Here is a 23,646-nt window from a genome sequence, read left to right on the forward strand (position 1 = left end):
TCAGCTTAATGGGCCGAGACCGAGGAGAAAACCTGGATCACCACCACGCCGCCAACGATCATGGCGAGCCCCAGCAGGGCCGGGAGGTCCGGTCGCTCGCCGTAGACCACCAGCCCCACCAGGGTGACCAGCACGATGCCCAGCCCCGCCCAGAAGGCGTAGGCGATCCCCACCGGCACGCTACGCAGCACCAGGGCGAGCAGGTAGAAGGCCAGACCGTACCCGATCACCACGGTGACGCTGGGCCACAGCCGCGTGAAGCCGTCCGACGCCTTGAGGGCACTGGTGGCGACCACCTCGGCGACGATCGCCAGGGCCAGGAAGACGAAGGCCATCACGCCTCCTTCCCGGTTGGCCGGGTCGGGTCGGTCGGCACCAGCCCGGCATCATGGGGCAGCTCGGCCACCAGTCGCCAGAGGGCCTGGCCGCTGGCATGGTATTTCTGCTCGAAGGGCGTGAGGTACGCCTCGGGCGCCCGCGCCGCGTCGCCGGGCACATGGGGCTCCACCGCCGCCGTCACGCCGACCGCCAGCTCCAGCGCCAGGGCGAACTCCTCGAGGTAGAGCCGCCAGTTGGAGCGCAGCTCGAGTCGCCCGCCCAGCGCCAGGATCACCGGGAACACCGGGTGGCCGTGCCAGCGCATCTTGAGGTGGGCCGCCTTGGGGTAGGGGTTGGGATAGAGCAGGTAGTGGCGCAGCGGCTGCCAGCCGGCGGCCAGCGCCAGGCGCCAGAAGTCCACCAGGTCCGCACGTACCAGCAGGGCGTTGCCGGGCAGAGGGCCATGTTCCCGGGAGAGGCGAGCGGCGCTGCGGTCGACCCCGATCACCGCGTGGTCGGCGAAACGCGCGGCCAGCCGCCGCGTCGAGAGGCCGACGCCGCAGCCGGCATCCAGGATCAGCGGCATGTCGCCGCGACTTTCATACCAGCGGCGGGCCACCGTGAAGGCCTCACGGGTATGCTCGGCCACCGGCTTGCGCAACGGGTGGGCGAGCGAGCGCGCCACACGCTGTGCCAGGCCGTCGTGGAGGCCAGGCTGATTGGAGACGATCGCACGGGAGGAGGCTTGCATGACGGACGACCCGCAACGGCTTGGGGAGGGCCATTCTAGCAGCCTGCCGGAGGCGGCGCAGATACCGGAGAACCGAAAAAATGGCGCGCCTCGCAACGAGGCGCGCCCATGACCACTCGTATGACTCAAACAGCCGTTTGATGATGGCCGAGACGGCGGCCGCCATCAAACACTCGTTTCACGCGCTCCCTTCCTCCCCCTGCTGGGCGCGGCATGACGCCGCGCCAGGCCGGGTGCTATGATCCATGGCCTGATACTCACAATCGGCTCGTAGACATCAACAGCACAACGAGGAACCCGGCTTGCCACATTTACCGGTGATCGTCGGCATGGGCGGCGTGAATCCCGCCGGCAGAACCTCGGGCCATCAGGCGTTTCGCCGTACCGTGCTCGGCGCCCTGCCCGACGACGACCAGGCCCAGACCCTGCTGGGCCTGGCGGCAATGATGCGTCTGGCCAGCGGCCAGGACGATGGCGGCTGGCAGGACGCCGAGGGACACCCCCTCGAGCCCGCCGCCATCGTCGAGCAGACCCGCCAGCGGGTGCTCGACCACACCCTGATCCGGCGCATCGAGGATTCCCGCTTCAACGACGAGGGGTTGCCCGCCAACCGTCGGGCGAGCCTCGCCCTGGACACGCCGCTGACCTTCCGGATCCGCCGTCGCCAGCTGCCTGAGGACCTGCCGCCCACCTGGCAGGTGCACGAGATCGACCGTCATACCCTCGAGGTCACCGTGCCCGCCGGGCAGATGGAAGTGATGCTGCCCGAGACTCGTCAGGCCCAGGTGCGCACCGCCGGCCAGCTGCCCACCGGCTTCGAGCCCAGTCGCTTCTACCGCAGCGTGCATCACCCCCGCGGTCTCTCCATGACGATCTTCGCCGCCAGCGACTGCCTGGGTGACAGCGGCCTGGAGTGGGATGCCCTTCGCGACCGCCTCGACCCCGACGAGGTGGCGGTCTATGCCGGCAACTCCATCGGCCAGCTCGACGACGAGGGCTGGGGCGGATTGCTCAAGAGCTTCGTCTCGGGCAACCGGGCCACCTCGAAGCAGATGCCGCTGGGCTACGGCCAGATGCCCGCCGACTTCCTCAACGCCTATGTCCTGGGCAGCGTGGGCGGTACCGGTGCGGTGCTCGGCGCCTGTGCCAGCTTCCTCTACAACCTGCGGCTCGGTGTGGAGGATATCCGCGCCGGCCGTCGCCGGGTGGTGATGGTCGGCACCGCCGACGCTCCCATCACCCCCGAGATCATCGAGGGTTTCCGGGCCATGGGCGCCCTGGCCGACGACGACAGCCTCCGGTCGCTGGACGCCCTGGAGCTGCTCACCGATGCCGACTACCAGAAGGCCTGCCGGCCCTTTGCCCGCAACTGCGGCTTCACCATCGCCGAATCCAGCCAGTTCATCCTGCTGATGGACGATGCCCTGGCGCTGGAGACGGGGGCCGAGATCCTCGGCAGCGTGCCGGCGGTGTTCGTCAATGCCGACGGCTGGAAGCGCTCCATCTCGGCCCCCGGCATCGGCAACTACATCACCCTGGGCAAGGCCGCCTCGCTGGTCCGCGACATGCTCGGCGAAACGGCGCTGCGCGAGCGCAGCTTCCTCCACGCCCATGGCACCAGTACGCCCAAGAACCGGGTGACCGAGTCCCATGTCTTCGACCTGGTCGCCCGCGCCTACGGCATCGAAGCCTGGCCGGTGGTGGCGGTCAAGGCCTTCGTCGGCCACTCGCAGGGCAGCGCCGCCGGCGACCAGCTCGCCAGCGCCCTGGGCAGCTTCGCCCACGCCCTGCTGCCGGGCATTCCGACCCTGGACGCGGTGGCCGACGACGTCTACGCCGAGCGGCTACGCTTCTCGCGTACGCCGCTGTCCTTCGCCGCCGATGCCGCCTTCATCAATGCCAAGGGCTTCGGCGGCAACAACGCCACCGGCGTGCTGCTCTCGCCCGGGGTCACCGAACGGCTGCTGATGCAGCGTCACGGAGAGGCCGCCGTGGCCGCCTGGCAGGCTCGCCGCGAGACCACCCGCGAGGCCGCCGCCAACTACCTGCAGCAGGCCGACCGTGGTCACTTCCAGGCCCGCTACCGCTTCGGCGAGGGCGTGCTGGAGGGACCGGAGCTCGAGGTCAGCGACCGGAGCATCCGCATCCCGGGCTATGCCCGGCCGGTCTCGCTGGTGGTGGACAACCCCTTTGGACGACTCGAGGAGGGAGAACGCGGATGAATATCGCGGTCTACCCCGGCACCTTCGACCCCATCACCAACGGCCACTTCGACCTGATCGAGCGCGCCTCGCGGCTGTTCGACAAGGTGGTGGTGGCCATCGCCGACAGCCCCGGCAAGGGGCCCGCACTGGACCTCGATACCCGCCTCGCCCTGACCCGGGAAGTGGTGGCGGCCCTCGACAATGTCGAGGTGGTGGGCTTCTCGGGGCTGATGACCGAGTTCATGAAGCAGCAGCAGGCGCGCGTGCTGCTGCGCGGCCTGCGCGCGGTGTCCGACTTCGAGTACGAGCTGCAGCTGGCCAACATGAACCGCGCCCAGATGCCGGAGCTGGAGACGGTCTTCCTGACCCCGGAGGTGGAGAACTCCTATATTTCCTCGACCCTGGTGCGCGAAATCGCACGGCTCGGCGGCGATGTCTCGAAGCACGTGCATCCCAGGGTCGCCGAAACCCTGCGCAGCCATTACAATGCCTGACTAGATTACTCGGAAAAGCGCTACCCTGCGTGAGGTATCCCCCATGGCCCTGATGATCACCGACGAGTGCATCAACTGCGACGTCTGCGAACCCGAATGCCCCAATGGTGCCATCTCGCCGGGAGAGGAGATCTATGTCATCGACCCCAACCTGTGCACCGAGTGCGTCGGCCACTACGACGAGCCCCAGTGCCAGCAGGTCTGCCCGGTGGACTGCATCCCCCTCGACCCGGCCCATGAGGAAAGCCGCGACGAGCTGATGGAAAAGTACCAGATCATCACCGCGGCCTGACGCTCTCGCCCCCCGTCAAGACGCGACGACACCGGCGCCCCGCTCATCCAGCGGGGCGCCGGCGTGTGTGGCCGCGACATCAAGGCGCCGGGCTACAGCTCGTCGCCGCGGCGGCTCACCGTACACCCCAGGCAGCGCCGGAAGGTGGCCTCCGCGGGCGTCTTGACCAGCGCTTCCGCGGCGGGGCCCACGTTACCGCCCAGCGCCGAGAATGGCAGCGAGACCAGGAACACCGCCGTCCCGCCCAGGGTCGCCACGAGCAGCAACGGCCGGGCGATCAGCGCATCCGCCACCATGGCGCCACCACTGGGTTGCGCCTCCAGGCGCTGCTGCGCCTGGGACAGCGCCGGCGTGCTGCCCAGCAAAGTGACCAGGGCGAGCGCCGTGGCCACCAGAATCTTGCGTGTCATGATCATTCCCCCGCTCCCCGCTCTGCTCTGCATGATCCACGTCATACCATGGTACGAATCCCACTTAACTTCCAGACGCAATCAGGCTACAGTTTGTCACACTGGCTTACACCAAGGGTAGCCGCCTGTCGGCGGTTGCCCCCCACGGGCCGCCGGCCCGACCATGCATGCAAAGGAGCGCATGATGAAGCGTCTGATCGCCACCGCCGCCCTGGCCACCCTGGTCGCCAGCCCCGTCCTTGCCCAGAGCTATCCCGGCGTACCCGACGCAGGTCCCTATCTGGGGGCCGGTATCGGGCATGCGAAGCTGGATTTCAACATTGAGGGCTTCTACCGAGACTTGGGATTTCCCAATGTCAGCTCTGATGATACCGATGTCAGCTACAAGCTGTTTGCCGGCTACCAGTTCAACCCCTACTTCGCCGTCGAGGCAGGTTATGTCGACTTCGGGAGTTTCACTGCCAGCTCGACAGCTGCAGGCTTTTCTGGGGATGCTAAGTTGAGTGTCGATGGTTTTACCGCGGCGCTAGTGGGCAAGCTTCCGATCCAGAGCGGCTTTAGTGTCTATGGCAAGCTCGGTATGGTTGCTTGGGATGCGGACCTAAAGGAAAGCGCCAGCTTCATGGGAATGTCTGCTTCGGCCAGCTATGGCGAGGATGGTACTGACCCCTTCTACGGTATCGGCGCCGAGTATGTCGTTAACCAGATCGTGATGCGCGCCGAGCTCGAGCGCTACGATATCAGCGAGAGCGGCGAGGACTTCACCATCGACATGATCTCCGGCAGCATCGGCTACCGCTTCTGATGGCCTCACCCTGACACCCGACAGCCCCGCTTCGGCGGGGCTGTTGCGTTGTGGCCTGTCACCCGCCATGCTGCTCGGTTTCACCGTCAGCGGAAGCCGCCGTGTCACCGTCTCCTGTCGCTCCCGGCGCCTCCCCCCGGCGCCTCTGGGCGCTGGCCTGGCCGATCATCCTCTCCAACATCACCGTGCCGCTGCTGGGCCTGGTGGACACCGCCGTGGTGGGCCACCTGCCGGATTCGCGCTACCTGGCCGCCGTGACCCTGGGCGCCACCCTGTTCGGCTTCCTCTACTGGGGCTTCGGCTTCCTGCGCATGGGCACCACCGGCCTCACCTCGCAGGCGGTGGGACGCGAGAACGACAGCGAGGTACGCAACCTGCTGGGGCAGTCGCTGCTGCTGGCGGCCGGCATCGGCGCACTGCTGATCCTCTTCTCGAAGCCCTTGATCACCCTCGGCCTGTGGCTGCTCGACGGCAGCGAGATCGCCACCGACCTGGCCACCGAATACGCCCGGATCCGCATCCTCTCGGCCCCGGCGGTGCTCGCCAACTACGCGATCCTCGGCTGGTTCCTGGGCCAGCAGAACTCGAGGGTGACGCTGGCGATCCTGGTGCTCACCAATGGCGTGAACATTGCACTGGACCTGCTGTTCGTGGTGGGCCTCGGCATGACCAGCGACGGGGTGGCCTGGGCCACGGTGATCGCCGACTACACGGCGCTGGCCTTCGGCGGCTGGCTGGTCTCCCGCCAGCTCGGCCTGCTGGGAGGACGCTTCCTGCGCGAGCACCTGTGGCGAATCACGGCCTATGCCGAGCTGTTCCAGGTCAATGCCAACCTCTTCGTGCGCACCCTGGGGCTGCTGTTCGCCATGGCCTTCTTCACCTCCCGGGGCGCCGTGCAGGGCGATACCGTGCTGGCCGCCAACGCCGTCCTGTTGCAGTTCATCATGTTGACCAGCTACGCCCTCGACGGCTTCGCCCATGCCACCGAGGCGATCACCGGGCACGCCGTGGGACGCCGGCGCTGGGACGAATTCGGCCGGGCCGTGAAGAGTGCGGCGCTCTTCTCGCTGGCCACCGCCGCCGCCGCCTCGCTGGCCTTCGCCCTGGGCGGCCACCTGCTGATCGCCCTGCTCACCGACCTTCCCGAGGTCCGGGCCACCGCCGGCAGCTATCTGCCGTGGATGGTCGCCATGCCGCTGATCGCGGTGTGGAGCTACCTGCTCGATGGCGTCTTCATCGGTGCCACGGCGAGCCGCGAGATGCGCAACAGCATCTTCGCCGGCCTCATCGTCTATCTGCCGGCCTGGTGGCTGACCCAGGGGCTGGGCAACCACGGCCTGTGGCTCGCCTTCCTCGGTTTCGCCCTGGTGCGCTCGGCGGTGCTGACGGCCTACTACCTCCACTACCGGCGCACCCGCTGGCACGGCCGGGACAGACCGGCATGTACCACGCTTTGACACGACCTCGCCTTGCCGGCAACGTTGACCGGTCCGATAACGCAACTTTCTGAGATTGCGCTACTTTTCCTGAGACGCCTCACACACAACAGAAGAAGCGAATCCGCCATGCTCAAGTTCCTGTCGAGGCCGGCCGTCAAACTGGTCGACCGCTACCTTCCGGATCCCTATATCTTCGTGCTGCTGCTGACCATCATCGCCGCCGCCGCCGCCATCGCCGTGGAACGCCAGACCCCGCTGGCGGTGATGCGCTTCTGGGGCGACGGCTTCTGGAGCCTGCTGACCTTCTCGATGCAGATGCTGCTGATCCTGGTCACCGGCTTCATGCTGGCCAGTTCGCCACCGGTCAAGCGCCTGTTGCAGAAGCTCGCCAGCCTGGCCAGGAACGCCGGCGGCGCCATCATCCTGGTGACCCTCGTATCGCTGGCCGCCAGTTGGATCAACTGGGGCTTCGGCCTGGTGGTGGGGGCCCTGTTCGCCAAGGAACTGGCGCGGCTGGTCAGGGTCGACTACCGCCTGCTGGTGGCCAGCGCCTACTCCGGCTTCGTGATCTGGCACGGCGGACTCGCCGGCTCGATCCCGCTGACCATCGCCACCGAGGATCACTTCACCGCCGACCAGATCGGCGTGATCGGTACCGGCTCGACCATCTTCTCCTTCTTCAACCTGGCCCTCGTCGCCTGCCTGTTCGTCTCCATTCCGCTGGTCAACCGCCTGATGCTTCCCGACGACAAGGAGAGCGTCTACGTCGACCCGAAGCTGCTCGACGACGACACGCCGACTCGGGTGCGCATCACCCGCCCCGCCGAGCACCTGGAAAACAGCACGACCCTGGCCTGGCTGGTGGGCATCCCCGGGGTGCTCTTCCTGCTCGACCATTTCGTCCTGCGCGGTGGCGGCCTGAACCTGAACGTCGTCAACTTCATGTTCCTGTCCCTGGCCATCGTGCTGCACCGCACGCCACGCAGCCTGCTGACGAGCCTGAACGAGGCGATCAAGGGGGGCGCCGGCATCGTCATCCAGTTCCCCTTCTATGCCGGGATCATGGCCATCATGGTCCAGTCGGGCCTGGCCGAGACCATGTCCGAGTCGTTGATCTCGTTCGCCACCGAGGCCTCGCTGCCCTTCTGGTCATTCCTCAGCGCCGGTCTCGTCAACCTCTTCGTGCCGTCCGGTGGCGGCCAGTGGGCGGTGCAGGCCCCGGTGATGCTGCCCGCCGCCGAGGCCCTCGGCGCGGACATCCCCCGGGTCGCCATGGCCGTGGCCTGGGGCGACGCCTGGACCAACCTGCTGCAGCCCTTCTGGGCCCTGCCGGTACTCGCCATCGCCGGGCTGAAGGCCAAGGACATCATGGGCTTCTGCCTGGTCCAGCTGCTCATCACCGGGATCATCATCTCGGTGGGCCTGACCTGGTTCTGATCACGCTCCGCTACCGCCGGGCAACCCGGCGGTAGCGCCCGCTCGCTGCTAGGCCATCGCCGACCGTGTCGTCACCCGCCCCGCTCGGGCACTCCACATCAAGGCGCCCAGGAACAGCACCAGTCCCAGGCCGTCCAGCGCCAGCTGGCCATGGGGCCAGAGCATCAGTGCCCCGATGGGGAACATCGCCAGCCGCAGCCACCACGGCAGCTCGTGCTCCAGGAAGCCCTCTAGCCCGGCAATGATGGCGTAGATGCCGAACAGCGCGAAGGCGAACACCGTGGCCATCTCCAGGGGCGTGCCGCCGATCAGCGGCGACCACACGAACAGCAGCGGGATGATGTAGAGCCCCTTGGCGATCTTCCAGGCGGTGAAGCCGGTGCGCATCGGCGGCGTCCTGGCGATGGCGGCGGCGGCGAAGGCGGTCAGGCAGACCGGCGGGGTGACGTTGGAGTCCTGGGAGAGCCAGAAGATCACCATGTGGGCCGCCACCAGCAGCATGGTCAGGGTATGCGGCGACAGGGCCTGCTCGTAGAGTTGATGGCGGAAGTCGTCCGGCACCGTGGTCAGCAGTTCCCGAGCGCTGGCGGCGTCCATCGGCGCCTTGAGGGCCTCCAGGTGCTCCGGGGCGGCCAGCATGAAGATCGCCCGGGCCTGCTCGGGCAGCTCGCCGGCCATCAGCAGATCCACCAGTTGGCCATGGGCCATCAGGCCGTAGAGGGCCGGGGCCGAGAGGGTACCCAGCACGATATAGGCGGCGGTGACCGGCAGCCCCATGCCCAGTACCAGCGAGGCGATGGCGATCAACACCATGGTGATCAACAGGCTGCCGCCGGCCCAGTCGGTGATCATCAGCGAGAAGGTGTTGCCGATCCCGGTGGTGGAAACCACATTGACGATCAAGCCCACGGTGAGCAGCAGGATCGCCGTGGTCACCATGTTGCGGCTGCCCAGCATCAGGGCCTCGAGGATGGCCTTCGGGGTCATGGGGTGCCTGGACAGCCAGGAGGCCACCACCACCGAGAGGATGGCGATGCCGGCGGCATAGGTGGGCGTGAAGCCGTGGATCAGCGAGGCCACCAGCACCACCAGCGGCAACAGGAAGTGCCAGCCTCCCTTGAGCACCTCGAGAAGCCGCGGCGCCTCCTCGGTCTCCACCTGCCGGGCGTTGCTGCGCTTGGCCTCGATACGCACGAACATCGCCACCGAGAGGAAGTAGAGCAGGGCCGGCAGGGCCGCCACGCCGATGATGGTCAGGTAGGAGACCTGGGTGTAGGAGGCCATGATGAAGGCGCCGGCGCCCATCACCGGCGGCATCAGCTGGCCCCCGGTGGAGGCCGCCGCCTCGACCCCGGCGGCGAAGCGCGGCGGGAAGCCGGCCTTGCGCATCAGCGGGATGGTGATGACCCCGGTAGAGACGGTGTTGGCCACGCTGGAGCCGGACACCGAGCCCATCAGCCCCGAGGCGAACACCGCCACGAAGCCGGGTCCACCGATGAAGCGCCCGGCGGCGCAGCGTGCCAGTTGGATGATGAAGTCGCCGGCGCCGGAGCGGACCAGAAAGGCACCGAACAGGATGAACATGAACACATAGGACCAGGAGATGCGGGCGATGGAGCCGAGCATGCCGTCGCCACCCAGGTAGCTACGGTAGAGCACCGTTTCCCAGGTCAGGCCCGGGAAACCGAAGACTCCGCCGACGTAGCGACCCCACCAGGCCACATAGGTCAGCGCCACCAGGCACAGCACGGGAATGAACCAGCCGGTGGTGCGACGGGCGAATTCGAGCACCAGGGCAAGGGCGACGATGGAGACGACCCAGTCGGCGGGGGAGAAGCGCACGCCGCGGGCGTAGAGGGCGTCCTCGAAGCCGATCAGGTAGAAGGCGCAGCCCAGCGCGGCCAGGCCGAGCAGGATATCCACCGCCAGCATCAGGCGCTGGCCGCCGGCGGAGCGGGCCTTGAGCATCGGCACCGACAGCGCGCAGAGCAGGCCGAACATGCCGAAGTGCAGGGCACTGATCCATACCTCGGAGAGGGTGCTCAGGGTGTTGAAGTAGAGGTGCGACAGGGCCACGACGATGGCCAGGGCAAACAGCGCCCGGCCGAGCCAGGGGTGGTCGAGACGCTCGCGGGATTCGCTGGCGGCTTCGTCGCGTGCCTCGGGGGGTGACGTTGCGTTCATGGGCTTTCTCACGGAGCTGGCGTGGATGGGGGAGCGGTGCCGCCGGCAGTATCACGGGGCGTTGCCGGGGGCAGGCCTGCGAGGAGGCGCTGTGAACCCGTCCCTGGGCGCTACCGACGCCATCCCTGGCGTAGGACCTCCTCGTCGACCTGCCCCCCCCGCCCCTCGCCAGGGGTGGCTTGGCAGCAGGCTCTGGCAAGGACTGGAAAGGCGCGCTTACCCCTCGAGCAGATGCTCGGGGATTGCTAGCCCCTGCTCCTGGAAGTAACGGGCCGCCCCGGGGTGCAGGGGCATGGGCAGGCCATCCAGGGCACTCTCCAGGGCCATGTCGCGGGTCGCCGGGTGGATGTTGTTGAGGAACGGCAGGTTCTCGAACATCGCCTTGGTGATCTGGTAGACGTGCTCGTCCGGCACGTCGGCGTTGACCACCAGGATGTTGGGCTGGGAAATGGTGTGTACCGCCTCGTCCTGGCCGGGGTAGGTGCCGGCGGGGATCTCGAAGGCGGACCAGACCGGGTACTCGCCGTTGATGCGCTCGAGCTGTTCTGCCGTGACATTCAGAATGGCAATATCGCTGCCCATATTGGCGAAGGCACTGGTCACCGCCGATGCCGGCACCCCGGCCGGGATGTTCATGCCATCGATGTTGCCGTTCTGCATGGAGTCGGCGCTGGGACCGTAGCCGAGGTAGGCGAGATCCATCTGCTCCGGGTCGATGTCGAGACCGGCAAGAATCTGCCGACCCGAGCCCTCGGTGCCGGAGTTGCGGGCGCCGATGGAAAAGCCGCGCCCGTAGAGCTGGGCCAGGTCGTCGATGGTGCCGCTCTCCAGGCGGTTGCTGCGCATCACGAAGTGCTCGACGTTCTGCCACAGCATGGAGACCGAGCGCACGTTGTCGTAGGCCTTGGGCACCGGGCCTTCACCGTTCCAGGCCCAGGCACCGTAGAGGGCCTGGAGGATGCCGAACTGGGCCTGGTCGTCGTCCATCAGGCGCAGGTTCTCGGCGGAACCGGCGGAGCTGATCGCCGAGACGGTGATGTTGTGGGTCGGCTCCAGCTTGACCCGCACCAGGGTGGAGAGGGCCACCCCCACCGGGTAGAAGGTGCCCCCGGTGGTGGCGGTGCCCATGATGTACTGGCCGCCTTCGCTGCCATTCTGGGCGCTGGCGCTGGCCGCACCGAGGCCCAGGGTGGCGGCGGTGGCGAGGCAGAGGGCGGACTTGAGGAACTGGCGCTTGTGCATGTGATCTCTCCTGGTCGCTAGGACTTGTTATGGTCATGCGCCCAGGGAGAGCGAAATGCCTGCCAGTTCCAGAAGATGTCATTCCCTTCAATAGGTTGAACGGTGTATCAGGCGCAACCACGGCCAGGGACGGGCGTCGGTCGGCAAGATGTTGCCGATGCCGCCTCGACCTTCGGCAGGAAATGGCCACCGGCCCGTGGGCGGATCACGACGCAGGAGGTTCGCTTGCCCCGGCCAGGAAGGCTTCGCGGCGCAGCCCATGCTTCTGCATCTTCTGGTTCAGGGTGCGCCGCGGCAGCTCCAGCTCCTCCAGCACCGCCTGGATATTGCCACCATGACGGCCCAGCGACTCACGCAGCAGCGCCGCCTCGAAGGCCGCCAGCTGCGCCGCCAGGGACCCCTCCTCCACCGGCGCGCCCCGGGCGTGCCACGGCAGCTCCAGACCGAGGATGAAGCGGGTCGCCATGTTGCGCAGCTCGCGCAGGTTGCCCGGCCACGGGTGGCGTCCCAGGGCGGCCAGGAGCTCGCCATCCGGCTCTCGCGGCGGACGCTGGTGCACCTCGGCGGCCTGACGGCAGAAGTGCTGAAACAGCAGCGGAATGTCCTCGCGCCGCTCGCGCAGCGGCGGGATGCCGAGCTCGGCGATGGCCAGCCGGTAGTAGAGGTCCTCGCGGAAGCGTCCCTCGGCGGCCAGCGTCAGCAGGTCTTCCTTGGTCGCCGCCACCACCCTCAGGTCGACGTGAAGCAGCGCATTGCTGCCCAGCCGGGTGAGCTCGCCCTCCTGCAGGGCGCGCAGCAGCTTGACCTGGGCCGCCAGCGGCAGCGACTCCACCTCGTCGAGGAACAGGGTGCCGCCACTGGCATGCTCCAGGATGCCGATGCGCCGTTCGCTGGCCCCGGTGAAGGCCCCCTTCTCGTGGCCGAACAGTTCCGACTCGATCAGCTCCGAGGCAATGGCCCCACAGTTGAGGGCGACGAAGGGACCGCTCGTCCCGCCGGCCTCGTGCAGGCAGCGCGCCACCACCTCCTTGCCGCTGCCGGTCTCCCCCAGCACCAGCACATTGGCGCGGGTCGTCGCCAGGTTGTCGAGCTGCTGGCGCAGGCGCACCATGCCCGGGGCCTGGCCCAGCAGCCGGGCGGCCAGGCTCCCCTCGCGCAGCGCCTCGCGCAGCCGACGGTTCTCCAGCGCCAGTCGGCGACGCTCCAGGCCGCGCCGCACGCACTCCTCCAGGCGTTCCGGGGCGAAGGGCTTCTCGACGAAGTCCCAGGCGCCGGCCTGCATCGCCTCCACCGCCATGGGCACGTCGCCATGCCCGGTGATCAGGATCACGGGCGGCGGATCGTCGAGGGCCTGCAGGGCCCGCAGCAGGGCCAGGCCATCCAGCCCCGGCATCTTGACGTCGCTGACCAGCACGCCGCAGGCATCGCCGGCCCGCAGCGCCTCCAGTGCCGCCTGGCCGCGCGCGAAGGTGCGCACCGCCAGCTCCGAGAGCTCCAGCCACTGGCTGAAGGACTCCCGCACGTCGGGGTCATCGTCGACCAGCCAGATCGGCAGGGCCTCGGGGCACGCATCATGGCTCATCCTGGCTCTCCCTGATCGAAGACGGGGACGCGAGGCCCGTCGGTTGGGCCCGGGGCAGCTCGACACGGAACCAGGCGCCTCCCGACGGGCGATTCCCGGCGTGGATGCGCCCGCCGAGGTCCTGGACGATGCCGTAGCTGATGAACAGCCCCAGCCCCAGGCCGTCCCCCACCGCCTTGGTGGTGAAGAACGGATCGAAGAGCTGCTCCAGCAGTTCGTCGGGGATGCCGGCGCCGTTGTCGGCCACCGTCACCACCAGGCGCTCGGCCTCGGCCTCGATGGCGACCTCCAGCCACGGCTCGGCCACCCCGCGCAGGGCGTCCAGGGCGTTGCGCAGCAGGTTGGTCAGCAGTTGCTCGACGCGCACCTCGTCGCCCAGCACCCACAACGCCCCCCCGGGCAGGCGGCTCCGGGGCCGCACGCCCTGCTGTCGGCAGCGCTCCGCCAGCAGCTCGAGGACGAAGTCGAGCCGCGCCACCAGGTCCACCGGCTCCCGGGCCCCGCCCTTGCGGGCAAACAGCTTGAGCTGGCGGATCAGGCCACCGAGCCGCTCGCAGAGCGCCTGGATGCGCTGGAAGTTGTCGTCGGCGGCGTCGGAGCGCCCTCGATCCAGCAGCCGCTGGCCATTGGCCGCATAGGTACGGATCCCCGAGAGCGGCTGGTTGAGCTCATGGGCGATGCCGGCGGCCATGGTGCCCAGGGCCGCCAGCTTGCCGGCCTGCACCAGCTCCGCCTGGGCCTCCTGCAGCTCGCGGGTGCGTTCCACCACTCGCGCCTCCAGGCGCTCGTTGGCCTCGCGGATGATCGCCGCCTCACGCTCCCGCAGCCGCTGGCGCTTCTGCCGTTCGCGCAGCCACAGCGCCAGCAGCAGCAGGGCCAGCCACACCGCCACGCCCCCCATCAGGGCATTGCGGGCACTGACATAGAGCGGTCGCACCGGCATCAGGTAGTGCATCGTCCAGCCCAGGGTCTCCAGCGCCAGGGTAGTGTCGACCAGGCGCTCGCCGAGCCCCGCTCCCCCTACCAGCAGCGAGTCGTCCCGCAGGCGTCGCCCCAGCGGCTCGAGCGGCTCGCCCATGAACTGGCGCTGCCGACGGATCTCCTCGCGGGCCTGCGGGGTCAGCTCCCCCAGGCGGCGATAGCGCCATTCGGGTCGGCTGGAGAGGATCACCACCCCGTTGGCATCGGTGAGCAGCACCTTCTCGCCGGCCCGGCGCCAGTCCGCCTGCAGCGCCTCCAGCGAGACCTTGGCCACCAGCACACCCTGGGCCGCTTCCGGGGCGCCGGGCCCCACGGCGGCGGAGACGAAATAGCCGGGGCGGCCCGTGGTGCTCCCCACGGCGAAGAATTCCCCCTGCCCCGTGGCCATGGCCTCGTAGAAGTAGGGGCGGAAGCGATAGTCATGGCCCACGAAGCTGTCGGCCTCGGCATGGTTGCTGCTGGCCAGGGTCCGGCCCTCGGCGTCCAGCAGGAAGATCACCTCGGCGCCGGAGCGTTCGGCCACCAGCGCCAGGAAGGCATTCACCTGGGGCACGAAGATCTCGGCGGGATCGAGCAGCGCCGCCTGTATCTGGGGCTGGTGGGCGAGCAGCCCCGGCAGGTAGGTGAAACGCTCGAGGGCCCCCTGCAGGCTGCTGCCGTAGAGCGACAGCCGGTTGTCGGCATGGCGACGCGCCTCCGCCTCCGACTGGGCATACTGCCACTGCCACAGCCACCAGAGGCTGGCCAGCGCCACCCCGACCAGGCACAGGAGCGGCAGGCGTCGCCACCGGCTCAAGGCCGCGACTCCGGGCGAGGTGGCGGCCCCGGTCGAGGTAGAGGCATAGTCAGCATCGGGTGCGGCGGCCTCATGGCATCTCCTCCTCTCCGGTCGACGCCGCGGCGTCGAAATCGACGATGCCCGGATCATACCACCCCGGCAGGGAGCCGGCGCTGAGCCGATGACACCCATCCCATCTCGCGGCCAAGGCGTTATGCTGTGGTAAACCCGACAAAGGAAAGTGCCTGATGGACGAACACGCCCTGCCCGGCCAGCACGAGCTGACCATGACCGTGCTGATGACTCCCGACATGGCCAACTTCAGCGGCAAGGTGCACGGCGGCGCCATCCTCAAGAAGCTCGACGAGGTGGCCTACGCCTGCGCCAGCCGCTACTCCGGCCACTACGTGGTGACCCTCTCGGTGGACCAGGTGCGCTTCAAGCAGCCGATCCACGTCGGCGAGCTGGTCACCTTCCTGGCCAGCGTCAACCACGTGGGTCGCTCCTCCATGGAGATCGGCATCAAGGTGGTCGCCGAGGACATCCAGCAGAAGATGATCCGCCACACCAACAGCTGCTACCTGACCATGGTGGCGGTGGGCGCCGACGGCAGGCCGGCCCGGGTGCCGCCGCTGACGCTCGCGACGCCACAGCAGAAGCTGCGCTTCGAGAAGGCCGCGCTGCGCAAGAAGCTGCGCAAGCAGGCCGAGGAGGAGGAGCGCCGTACCCAGCAGCACCACGATGATGGCCAGGCCCGGGCCACCGTCCGCCATGGCGACGATGCGGTGCCCCGCTGAGCCATGCGGCAGCTGCGACTCCGGCGGCTCTCACACTTCTCACCAGGGCACAAGGAGGCGCCATGTCCCCCTCGCTCCCCGATCGAGGACCACGATCGTCCCTGCTGGAGCGCGTCCACCTGGCCTGGGACCTGCTCGTCATCGTGCTGGTCGTCGCCAACCTGGCGCTGCTGCTGTTCGACGGCCTGTTCCTGCTGCCGCCGCTGAATGCCGCCTTCGAGGCCGTGGCGCCGGGGCTGCATGACGCCTACGACCGCCACGTCCATGCCCACTTCGTCGCCATCGACCTGGCCTTCGTGGCGGTCTTCGTGCTCGACGTGCTGCTGGGCTGGGCGGTGGCCATCCTGGAGCGCCGCTACCATCGCTGGTTCTTCTACCCCTTCGTGCACTGGTACGACGTGCTGGGCTGCATCCCGGTGGGCGGCTTCCGGCTGCTGCGGGTGCTGCGCGTCGTCTCGCTGCTGCACCGGCTGCAGCGGCTGGGGCTGATCGATATCCGCCGCTGGCGGCTGTATGGCGTCTACGCCAAGTACTACGACATCCTGATGGAGGAGCTCTCGGACCGTATCGCCCTGCGCCTGCTGGACAACATCCAGGACCAGGTCCGCGGCAGCGATTCCCTGTCGACGCGCCTCGCCGAGGACGTGGTGATGCCGCGCAAGCAGCAGTTGATCCACGAGATCAGCCGACGCCTGGAGGAGATGGTCGACAGCGCCTACCGGACCAATCGCGGCGAGCTGATGCGCTACATCAGCGCCCTGGTCGGGCGAACCCTGGCGGAGAACCCCGAGATGAAGCGCCTCCGGCGCCTGCCGCTGGGCGGACAGGTAGCCGGAGCCCTGGACGACTCGCTGAGCGATATCGCCTGCCGCCTGGTGCACGAAGCCATCGAGGGCCTGCGCTCGCCGGAGTTCAACTTGCTGGTGGAACACCTCGCCGACAGCGGCTTCGAGGCCTGGCTGCGGGTCGACGACCACACCGACCGGGTCACCGAGCAGGTGCTCGTCGACATGCTGGAGGTAATCAAGGAGCGGGTCGCCCGCCAGCGCTGGAAGCAGCGCTACGAGTAAGCCTCCCGGGTCAGTAAAGGCGCGCCTTGATGATGGGTTTCAGCAGATAACTCAACAGGGTACGTTTTCCTGTCTGGATATCCACCTGAGCCACCATGCCAGGACGGATCGGCAGCATCTCGCCGTTGCGCTCCAGGTAGGCACGCTCGGTGCGGATCAGCACCTCGTAGAAGGCCTCCTTGCCGCGCGGCGTCTCCTCCTCGATGGTATCCTCGCTGATCTGCTCCACCTGACCTTCGAGGTCGCCGTAGATGGTGTAGTCGTAGGCGGTGACCTTGACGCTGGCCGGCATGCCCGGCGCCACGAAGGCGACGTCCTGGGGGCGCACCCGGGCCTCGATCAACAGTTGGTCCTCGATCGGGATGATCTCCATGATCGGCTCGCCGGGCTGGATCACCCCACCCCGGGTGTTGACCTGGATATCGTTGACCCGACCACGCACCGGCGAGTGGATCTCGGTGCGCTGCAGCTGGTCGCTGCGCTGCAGCAGGATCTGCTCCAGGGTGCTGAGCTCGGCCTGCTTGGCGGAGAGCTCGGCGTAGGCGTCCTGCACATAGGTGTTGCGGAGCTCCGCCAACCGTCCCCCCAGGCTGGCGATGGCCTGGCCAAGCTTGAGCGCCTCCATCTCGCTGACCGAGCGGCGCTGCACCAGCGGCTCCACCAGGTCCAACTGGCGCCGGACCAGGCGGATCTCCTCGCCGATCGAGCGCTCCGCCTCGCGCAGCCGGTCACGCCGTGCGCGGAACAGTGCCTGCTCCGAGCGCACCAGTTCGCCCTTGGGGTCGAACTCCGCGGGGAAGTCGATGCGTTCCTGCTCCAGCACTTCGGCCTCCAGGCGGGCGCTGGCCACCCGCAGCACGGCGATCTGACTCACCGTCTCCAGGTAGGCACTGCGAAATCGGGTGTCGTCGAGACGTACCAGGATCTGCCCCACCTCCACACGCTCGCCGCGACGCACCAGCAGCTCGGCGAGGATACCGCCCTCCAAGCTCTGGATGGTCTGCATCCGGGTCAAGGGCACTACCCGCCCCTCGCCGCGGGTCACCTCGTCGATCTCGGCCCAAGCCGCCCAGGCCACGAATACCCCCAGCACCAACAGGCTGACCCACAGGATGGGGTGACTGGCCCGGTGGTGCGAGCTGAGCCGGGAGTCGCCCAGTTCGTGGAGGATCTGCGCCTCCATTCGCTGCCCGTTAGCCATCCCGACACTCCTCCCCGACACGCTTGCGACGCGGCACCTTCACCTGATTGCCGCTCACCACGCTGTCCACCGGGCCGTCCATCACCACCCGGCCATCGCGCAGCACCACTGCCCGCTCCACCAGGGACAGCAGTGTCTTCTTGTGGGTCGAGACCACCAGGGTTCGCCCCGCCAGCCAGCCACTCAGGTAGTCGATGACCCGTCGCTCGCTGGTCTGGTCGAAGGCCGAGGTGGGCTCGTCCATCAGCACGATGCGCGGGTCCTGCAGCAGCAGCCGGGTCAAGCCGATGGCCTGACGCTGCCCGCCGGAGACGCTGCCGCTGCCCTGGATCGGCAGGTCCAGGCCCAGCGGATGGCGGCGCACGAAGGCGCCCAGCCCCACGGCATCCAGCGCCTCGAACAGCGCCTCGTCGTCATGGGCGGCGCCGTCCAGCAACAGGTTCTCGCGCAAGGTGCCGTAGAACAGTGCGATGTCCTGGGGCAGGTAGCCAATCGCGCGACGACGATCCGCCGGCTCGATCTGCCCCAGGCTGACATCGTCGAGCAGCACCCTGCCATTGCCCGGGTCGCTCAGCCCCGCCAGCAGACGCAGCAGGGTCGACTTGCCGGCGCCATTGCCTCCCAGCAGGGCGATACGCTCGCCGGCAGCGATTTCCAGTTCCTGGAGATTCAGGGCGGCCGGCCCCTCCTCCTGGTAGCGCAGGCGCACCTCTTCCAGCCGGTAGTGGCCGCGCAACGATGGCTTGCGGACGAAGGTGCGCCCCGCCGGGCGCTCCACCGGCGCCTTCATCAGTTCATCGAGCCCCTCGAGGGCCACCTTGACGTGCTGCCAGCGCGCCAGGAGGCCGGCCACCTGGGTCATGGGCGACACGGTGCGCGAGGCCAGGATGGTGCAGGCGATCAGCGCCCCGATGGTCATGTTGCCGGCGCCGATCTGGTAGACCCCCACCAGCACCACCCCCACATAGCCGAGCTGCTGGACCATGGTGGCGCCATGGCCGAGCATCGCCGAGAGGCCTCGCACCTTGACGCCCACCTCGGCGAGTTCCGCCGAGAGGCTCTCCCACAGTCGCAGGTTGCGCCCCTCGGCCCGGGTCGCCTTGACCGTTTCCAGGTTCTCGATGGACTCCAGCAGCACGCCGTTGCGCACCGCCCCCTCGCGCAGATTCCGCCGCGAGAGCTTCGCCAGGCGCCCCTGAGCCAGTAGCCCCGGCAGGACCATCAGCCAGATAGCGATGAAGGGGATCCAGGCCACCGGTCCGCCGATGTAGGCGATCACCCCCAGAAACAGCAGCACGAAGGGCAGGTCGCTGATCGCCCCGATGGTCGAGGAAGTGAAGAACTCGCGGACCGACTCGAACTCGCGGATCTGGGCACTGAAGGCCCCGGTGGAGCCAGGCTTGGCCGCCAGGCGCAACTGCATCACCTGCTCGAAGAGCCGCGACGTGAGCTGCTGATCCAACCCCTTGCCGGTAATGTCGAGCAGGTGGGCGCGAAGGATACGCAGCACGAACTCCAGTACCACCGCGAGCGCCACCCCACTGGCCAGGATCCACAGGGTATCGAAGGCCGCGGTGGGTACCACCCGGTCGTAGACCTGCATGGCGAAGATCGCCGTGGAGATGGCCAGCATATTAGCCATCAGCGCCGCTACGCCCACCTCGACCCAGGTCTTCCAGCGTCGCTTCAACGGCCCCTTCAGCCAGTGCTCATCGTGCTCCCGGGCAAAGTCGCCGGCCCGGTCATCCGGCCGATAGGCCGGGCGCGCCACCACGACGGCCCCTCCATAGCTGGCCGTCAGCGCCTCTCGCCGGCGCGTCTCGCTGCCACCACCACTCTCCGGCAGCAGCACCACCGCCTCGTCGTCGCGCCATTCGACCAATAGCCGTGTACTGCCATCGGCCATGATCAGCAGTGCCGGCAGCAGACCCTCGCCTATCGTCTCCAGGGGCGACTCCAACACCCGGGCCTCGATCGCTACCCGGCGCAGCGCCCGCGACACCAGGGCCAGCGGCAGGCAGCCCTGCTCCAGGGCCAGGCCATCGCCCAGCTCCGCCGGTGTGGTGGTGCGGCCCAGCCGGTGGCAGAGCAGCACGAGCCCGGCGCGCAGGGGGTCGGTTCCTTCAGCGGAGTTCCCCAGTACCTGTGCCGTTGCCATATGGAACCTCCCTCTCCACGCCCTGGCCATGGTCCGCATCCAGCAGGGCATCCAGCCGCCCCAGCTGGGCCGCGGCCCGATACGGTATCCTGGTCTGTTCGCTCACCAGGTCGACGCGCTGCCGTTCGGCCTCGAAGCGGTCTCGCTGAATGACCAGAAGGTCATTCAGCTCGCGCAGCCCTACCTCGAACTGCTCCTGGTAGGCGTCGGCCACCTCTACGGCACTGGTGTGCTGTGCCTCCACGGCCTCCAGCCGCCATTCCAGCATCTCGGCGAGCTCGAGCAGGGTGAAGAGCTGGCGGCGCAAGTCGCGTCGGGTGGCCCGCTGGGTCCACTGGGCCGCTTCGATGCGCTGACGAGCCGACTCAACCCGCCGGAAGTTGGACAAGCCCTGGAAGGCATCCATGCGCAGGCGCAGCGCCACCACGGCGTCCTCCTCCATGCGACCGCCGATCTCGCGACGCAGCACCGAACCTTCCAGATTAAGCTGGGGACGCAGCGCGGCGCGGGACTCCGCCTCCTCGGCACGCGCCGCCAGCACCTCCTCGCGGGCCTGGCGGAACAGCGGCGCCTCGGCCACCGCGGCCTCCAGCGCCGTGGTCTCGCGCAGGCGCTCGATCAGAGGGATGGGAGTGGGCCATTGCAACCCGCCGGGAGATCGGTCGACCAACTCCCGGAACTGGGCCCTGGCCTCGCTCAGGGCACCGCGCTCCAGGGAACGCTGCTCCAGGGCTCGGGCCAGCTCCAGCTCGGCCCGGTCGGCCTCGCCGCGATCCACGTAGCCCACCAGGCTACGGTCGCGGCTCAGCTCGGCGAGTGCCTCGAGCCGCTCGATATGCGAGGCCACCACGGACAGCCGCGCCTCGGCGGCCAGTACGTCGAGATAGACCTCGATGATGTCCAGGGCAGCCTCGTCGCTGGTGACCTTGAGCGCCTCCAGATGCTGACGCTCCACCGCCGAGGCACTTTCTACTCGCGAGCGCACCCGCCCCCAATCGTAGAGCATCTGCGAGGCGGTGATGTCATAGCCGAACTCACCCCAGAGCGAGTTTTCCGGCCCTGCCAAAGCCTGCAGGGTCGGCCAGTAGCCGTCTCGGGCGATCTCCACCTGGGTACCGACCTCGGCGACCCGGGCCTCGGCGGCGCTGACCGCCGGATGAATGGAAAGGCCCTGCTGCACCGCCTCGTCCAGGCTCAACGCCCAGACCGGAGAAGAGAGTAGCGGCGACGTTAGCAGGCCCATGAGGAGCACTCCGGCCCAGCCAGGGCCGAAGCGGCGAGGACGGCGTTCGTTGATCAAGGGGGGAAGCGCCACGCCATAACCCGAACGCCACACTTCCTGGATCACGCTTCCCTTTCTACCCCCGATCAGGCCGCCTCCACGTTGACGCCGTCCTGCACCAGCAGGGTGGCGTCACCGAGAGTGTACTGGGTGTAGGTCACCCCATCGTAGGCGTTGAGCACGCCACTGTACTCCACCGCCCCACTCTCGACCCAGTCACCGGCAAGGTTGACGGTGTCGCCTTGATCCCCCTCGATATACAGCTGGTTGTTGTCGTCGGTGAGTTCGATCACCGCCGTCTCGTCGAGTGTCACCTCGTTGGCACTGGAGCCGCCGATATGGAGGTGTTCGATATTGTTCACCGTGTTCGGATCAACATAGTCGGCCGAGGTATCGTCGACGAAGTCCAGCACGAAGCCCCCGCCGTCCAGCAGCAGGGTATCTTCGCCGTCACCACCATCGAAGGTGTTGTTGCCCACCCCCTCCCAGATCAGCAGGTCGTTGCCGGCGCCACCGTTCAAGGTATCGTTGCCGGCACCACCGCGCAGCAGATCGTCCCCGTCGCCGCCAGTCAGGGTGTCGTTGCCGTCGTAGCCGTAAATACGGTAGCCGTCACCATCCGGGGCCGCGAGGGAATCGTCACCGTCGGTGCCCTCGATCACGGGCACGCTGTCGACGCTGAGCAGAGCGGCATCGATGAGGTCGACGGCACTAGCCGTGTCGGACAGCCCCTCGCTATCGGTTGCCGTGATGGAGACCTCCGTCAGCAGGTCCGCGCTCAGCAGATCTAACTCAGTGCCCAGATAAACCGACGCCAACAGCTCATTGATCGCCAGGTTATCGATGGTGCCCCCATCCAGGGCGGTAATGGTCAGCGTCGAATCGGTGACCAACCCAAGTAGGGTGTTGGTTTGAATATCGACCTGCAGTCCCAGTTCGGCGGCCAGCCTCTCCGAGATATTCCAGCCCTCGGCCAACAGGGCCAACGCAGGGTCGTAGACAAGCACCACCGACTCCAGGTTGCCGTCGCGGTCGTAGGCGATAAAGGCCTGATCATTGAAGTCGATGAGACCTAGGGTCTCCAGGCCAACCAGCCCCAACAGGCTGCCATCGTTGACGAAGACCTGAGGAGCGATATTCGGCTGGACCGTGATCTCCTTGGAGTCGCTGGCGGTATTGCCCGCCTCGTCGCTTACCGTGGCCGTAACGGTATAGGTACCCTCCGCCAGCTCAATGGCCGTCAGATCTAGGGTCCAGTTGCCCTCACCGTCAACTGTTAGCTCGGCATCGGCCTCGGTGTAGACGGTGCCATCGAACTCGACACTCAGGGTATTGCCATCATCCAGGTCAACGGTCCCGAAGACCTCCAGATTGGTATCGGAGGTGATGAAGTCTGAATCATCGACGCCATCGTCCTCGGTGATACCGGTGATACGCACTGTCTCCCCGTCGCCATCGGTATCGATGGTAGTGTCGATGGTCAGTGTACCCGCGGCGATGGCCGTATTGCCCGCTTGGTCAGTAGCGGTCACCGTCACTTCGTAGTCACCCTCACTCAGCTCGGGCAGGGTATCGTCGGCTACCGTCCAAGTGCCGTCACCGTTGTTGACGGCCTCATAGTCGACCCCGCCCACCGTTACCGTGATGGTGGCATCGGGATCGTCCACGGTGCCGGTCAGCTCGGGGGAATCGTCGTTGGTGATCAGGTCGTCCACGCCGACCGTTGGAGCAACAGTATCCAGCTCGAAGCCCACGACATTGGAGACACTGCCCGCGATATCCGCCGTGGCGCTGAACTCGCCATCCTCGATACCGTCAACATCGAGTGTCAGGGTGATGCTACCCGCAGCGATGTCGTCCACGGTCAGGGTATGGGTGGTCACGAAGGGGCCGCCGTCGCCCTCCACGGTGATCGTCAGTTCATCGCCTTCCTGGGCGCCGGTGTTGAGCAGCACCTGGGCCTCGACCCCGGCATCGAGCTCGTCGGCATTGACGAAGCCATCCGCCGCCGCTGCGATGGTCAGGATAGGATTCTCCTGAGCCTCCGCCTCATAGTCGGCCGTCGCCGGCTCGCTGGCATTGCCCGCCGGGTCGGTGGCGGTGGCGCTGACCTCACCACTCGGCTGGGCCGTCTCGGAGGTCACCTCGTAGCCACCGTCTTCACCGGCCACGGCTTCGCCTTCACTGCCATCCGGGAAGGTCACGGTCACCGTGCTGCCCG

19 protein-coding genes are annotated in these 23,646 nt (G+C 67.8%); 8 read left to right on the top strand and 11 right to left on the bottom strand.

The features are described 5' to 3' along the window. Positions 1-5: 5 nt before the first annotated feature. Positions 6-338, bottom strand: coding sequence for a DMT family transporter (locus C1H66_RS19565; RefSeq protein WP_181423478.1), 333 nt, complete (start codon positions 336-338; stop codon positions 6-8). Next, a complete protein-coding gene (gene trmB / locus C1H66_RS19570) occupies positions 335-1,069 on the bottom strand; it encodes a tRNA (guanine(46)-N(7))-methyltransferase TrmB (protein WP_102629547.1) in 735 nt (244 codons plus the stop codon). The genes C1H66_RS19565 and trmB overlap by 4 nt, the downstream gene beginning before the upstream one ends. A gap of 329 nt (positions 1,070-1,398) precedes the next feature. Here trmB and C1H66_RS19575 point away from each other — a divergent pair, with 329 nt between their 5' ends. The 3 genes from C1H66_RS19575 to C1H66_RS19585 are packed head-to-tail and all read left to right on the top strand — an operon-like array spanning position 1,399 to position 4,059. Further along, complete coding sequence (locus C1H66_RS19575) at positions 1,399-3,291, top strand: beta-ketoacyl synthase (RefSeq protein WP_102629574.1); 1,893 nt, start codon at positions 1,399-1,401, stop codon at positions 3,289-3,291. Beyond that, the gene (coaD, locus tag C1H66_RS19580; RefSeq protein ID WP_102629548.1) at positions 3,288-3,767 is read left to right on the top strand and encodes a pantetheine-phosphate adenylyltransferase; all 480 of its coding nucleotides are present in this window, start codon (positions 3,288-3,290) and stop codon (positions 3,765-3,767) included. Before C1H66_RS19575 ends, coaD begins: the two co-directional genes overlap by 4 nt. A 43-nt stretch (positions 3,768-3,810) precedes the next feature. Then, on the top strand, positions 3,811-4,059 hold the full coding sequence (locus tag C1H66_RS19585; protein WP_102629549.1) for a YfhL family 4Fe-4S dicluster ferredoxin: 249 nt from the start codon (positions 3,811-3,813) through the stop codon (positions 4,057-4,059). A 92-nt stretch (positions 4,060-4,151) separates the two neighbouring features. On the opposite strand, the gene C1H66_RS19590 is transcribed toward C1H66_RS19585, so the two are convergent. Continuing rightward, positions 4,152-4,469, bottom strand: coding sequence for a hypothetical protein (locus tag C1H66_RS19590; protein ID WP_102629575.1), 318 nt, complete (start codon positions 4,467-4,469; stop codon positions 4,152-4,154). 184 nt (positions 4,470-4,653) lie between these two features. On the opposite strand from C1H66_RS19590, the gene C1H66_RS19595 reads away from it, so the two are divergent. The 3 genes from C1H66_RS19595 (at position 4,654) to C1H66_RS19605 (ending at position 8,150) form a co-directional block, all read left to right on the top strand. Next, positions 4,654-5,274 carry an outer membrane beta-barrel protein gene (locus tag C1H66_RS19595; protein ID WP_170064191.1) on the top strand — a complete coding sequence of 207 codons (621 nt, stop codon included), beginning with the start codon at positions 4,654-4,656 and terminating at the stop codon, positions 5,272-5,274. A 101-nt stretch (positions 5,275-5,375) separates the two neighbouring features. Further along, the gene (locus C1H66_RS19600) at positions 5,376-6,731 is read left to right on the top strand and encodes an MATE family efflux transporter (protein WP_102629551.1); all 1,356 of its coding nucleotides are present in this window, start codon (positions 5,376-5,378) and stop codon (positions 6,729-6,731) included. Between the two features lie 108 nt (positions 6,732-6,839). Beyond that, positions 6,840-8,150: a short-chain fatty acid transporter gene (locus C1H66_RS19605; protein ID WP_102629552.1), complete on the top strand. Its 1,311-nt coding sequence runs from the start codon at positions 6,840-6,842 to the stop codon at positions 8,148-8,150. Between the two features lie 48 nt (positions 8,151-8,198). On the opposite strand, the gene C1H66_RS19610 is transcribed toward C1H66_RS19605, so the two are convergent. The 4 genes from C1H66_RS19610 to C1H66_RS19625 form a co-directional block, all read right to left on the bottom strand. Then, positions 8,199-10,334 (bottom strand): TRAP transporter permease, encoded by a 2,136-nt coding sequence (locus C1H66_RS19610; protein WP_102629553.1) that lies wholly within the window; start codon positions 10,332-10,334, stop codon positions 8,199-8,201. A 216-nt stretch (positions 10,335-10,550) separates the two neighbouring features. Further along, positions 10,551-11,576 (bottom strand): TAXI family TRAP transporter solute-binding subunit, encoded by a 1,026-nt coding sequence (locus C1H66_RS19615; RefSeq protein WP_102629554.1) that lies wholly within the window; start codon positions 11,574-11,576, stop codon positions 10,551-10,553. A gap of 205 nt (positions 11,577-11,781) precedes the next feature. Then, positions 11,782-13,158, bottom strand: coding sequence for a sigma-54-dependent transcriptional regulator (locus C1H66_RS19620; RefSeq protein ID WP_102629555.1), 1,377 nt, complete (start codon positions 13,156-13,158; stop codon positions 11,782-11,784). Next, a complete protein-coding gene (locus C1H66_RS19625) occupies positions 13,148-14,935 on the bottom strand; it encodes a sensor histidine kinase (protein ID WP_240618406.1) in 1,788 nt (595 codons plus the stop codon). Before C1H66_RS19625 ends, C1H66_RS19620 begins: the two co-directional genes overlap by 11 nt. 230 nt (positions 14,936-15,165) lie before the next feature. Between C1H66_RS19625 and C1H66_RS19630 the strand changes: the two genes are divergently transcribed. Together C1H66_RS19630 and C1H66_RS19635 are read left to right on the top strand one after the other, a co-directional pair. Beyond that, on the top strand, positions 15,166-15,714 hold the full coding sequence (locus tag C1H66_RS19630; RefSeq protein ID WP_102629557.1) for an acyl-CoA thioesterase: 549 nt from the start codon (positions 15,166-15,168) through the stop codon (positions 15,712-15,714). Positions 15,715-15,776: 62 nt separating this feature from the next. Then, positions 15,777-16,784 (top strand): ion transporter, encoded by a 1,008-nt coding sequence (locus C1H66_RS19635; protein WP_102629558.1) that lies wholly within the window; start codon positions 15,777-15,779, stop codon positions 16,782-16,784. Between the two features lie 10 nt (positions 16,785-16,794). Here the strand turns inward: C1H66_RS19635 and C1H66_RS19640 are convergent, their stop codons facing one another. From C1H66_RS19640 to C1H66_RS23445, 4 genes are all read right to left on the bottom strand, one after another. Then, positions 16,795-17,985, bottom strand: a complete 1,191-nt coding sequence (locus C1H66_RS19640) for an HlyD family type I secretion periplasmic adaptor subunit (RefSeq protein WP_240618407.1) — start codon at positions 17,983-17,985, stop codon at positions 16,795-16,797. Continuing rightward, the gene (locus C1H66_RS19645) at positions 17,978-20,143 is read right to left on the bottom strand and encodes a type I secretion system permease/ATPase (RefSeq protein ID WP_102629560.1); all 2,166 of its coding nucleotides are present in this window, start codon (positions 20,141-20,143) and stop codon (positions 17,978-17,980) included. The genes C1H66_RS19640 and C1H66_RS19645 overlap by 8 nt, the downstream gene beginning before the upstream one ends. Beyond that, a complete protein-coding gene (locus tag C1H66_RS19650) occupies positions 20,109-21,386 on the bottom strand; it encodes a TolC family protein (RefSeq protein WP_102629561.1) in 1,278 nt (425 codons plus the stop codon). Before C1H66_RS19650 ends, C1H66_RS19645 begins: the two co-directional genes overlap by 35 nt. Before the next feature lie 125 nt (positions 21,387-21,511). Further along, the coding region (locus C1H66_RS23445; protein WP_276308853.1) for an Ig-like domain-containing protein at positions 21,512-23,646 on the bottom strand (2,135 nt) is incomplete at its 5' end.

The sequence above is a fragment of the Halomonas heilongjiangensis genome (assembly GCF_002879645.1).
GTDB lineage: Bacteria > Pseudomonadota > Gammaproteobacteria > Pseudomonadales > Halomonadaceae > Halomonas > Halomonas heilongjiangensis.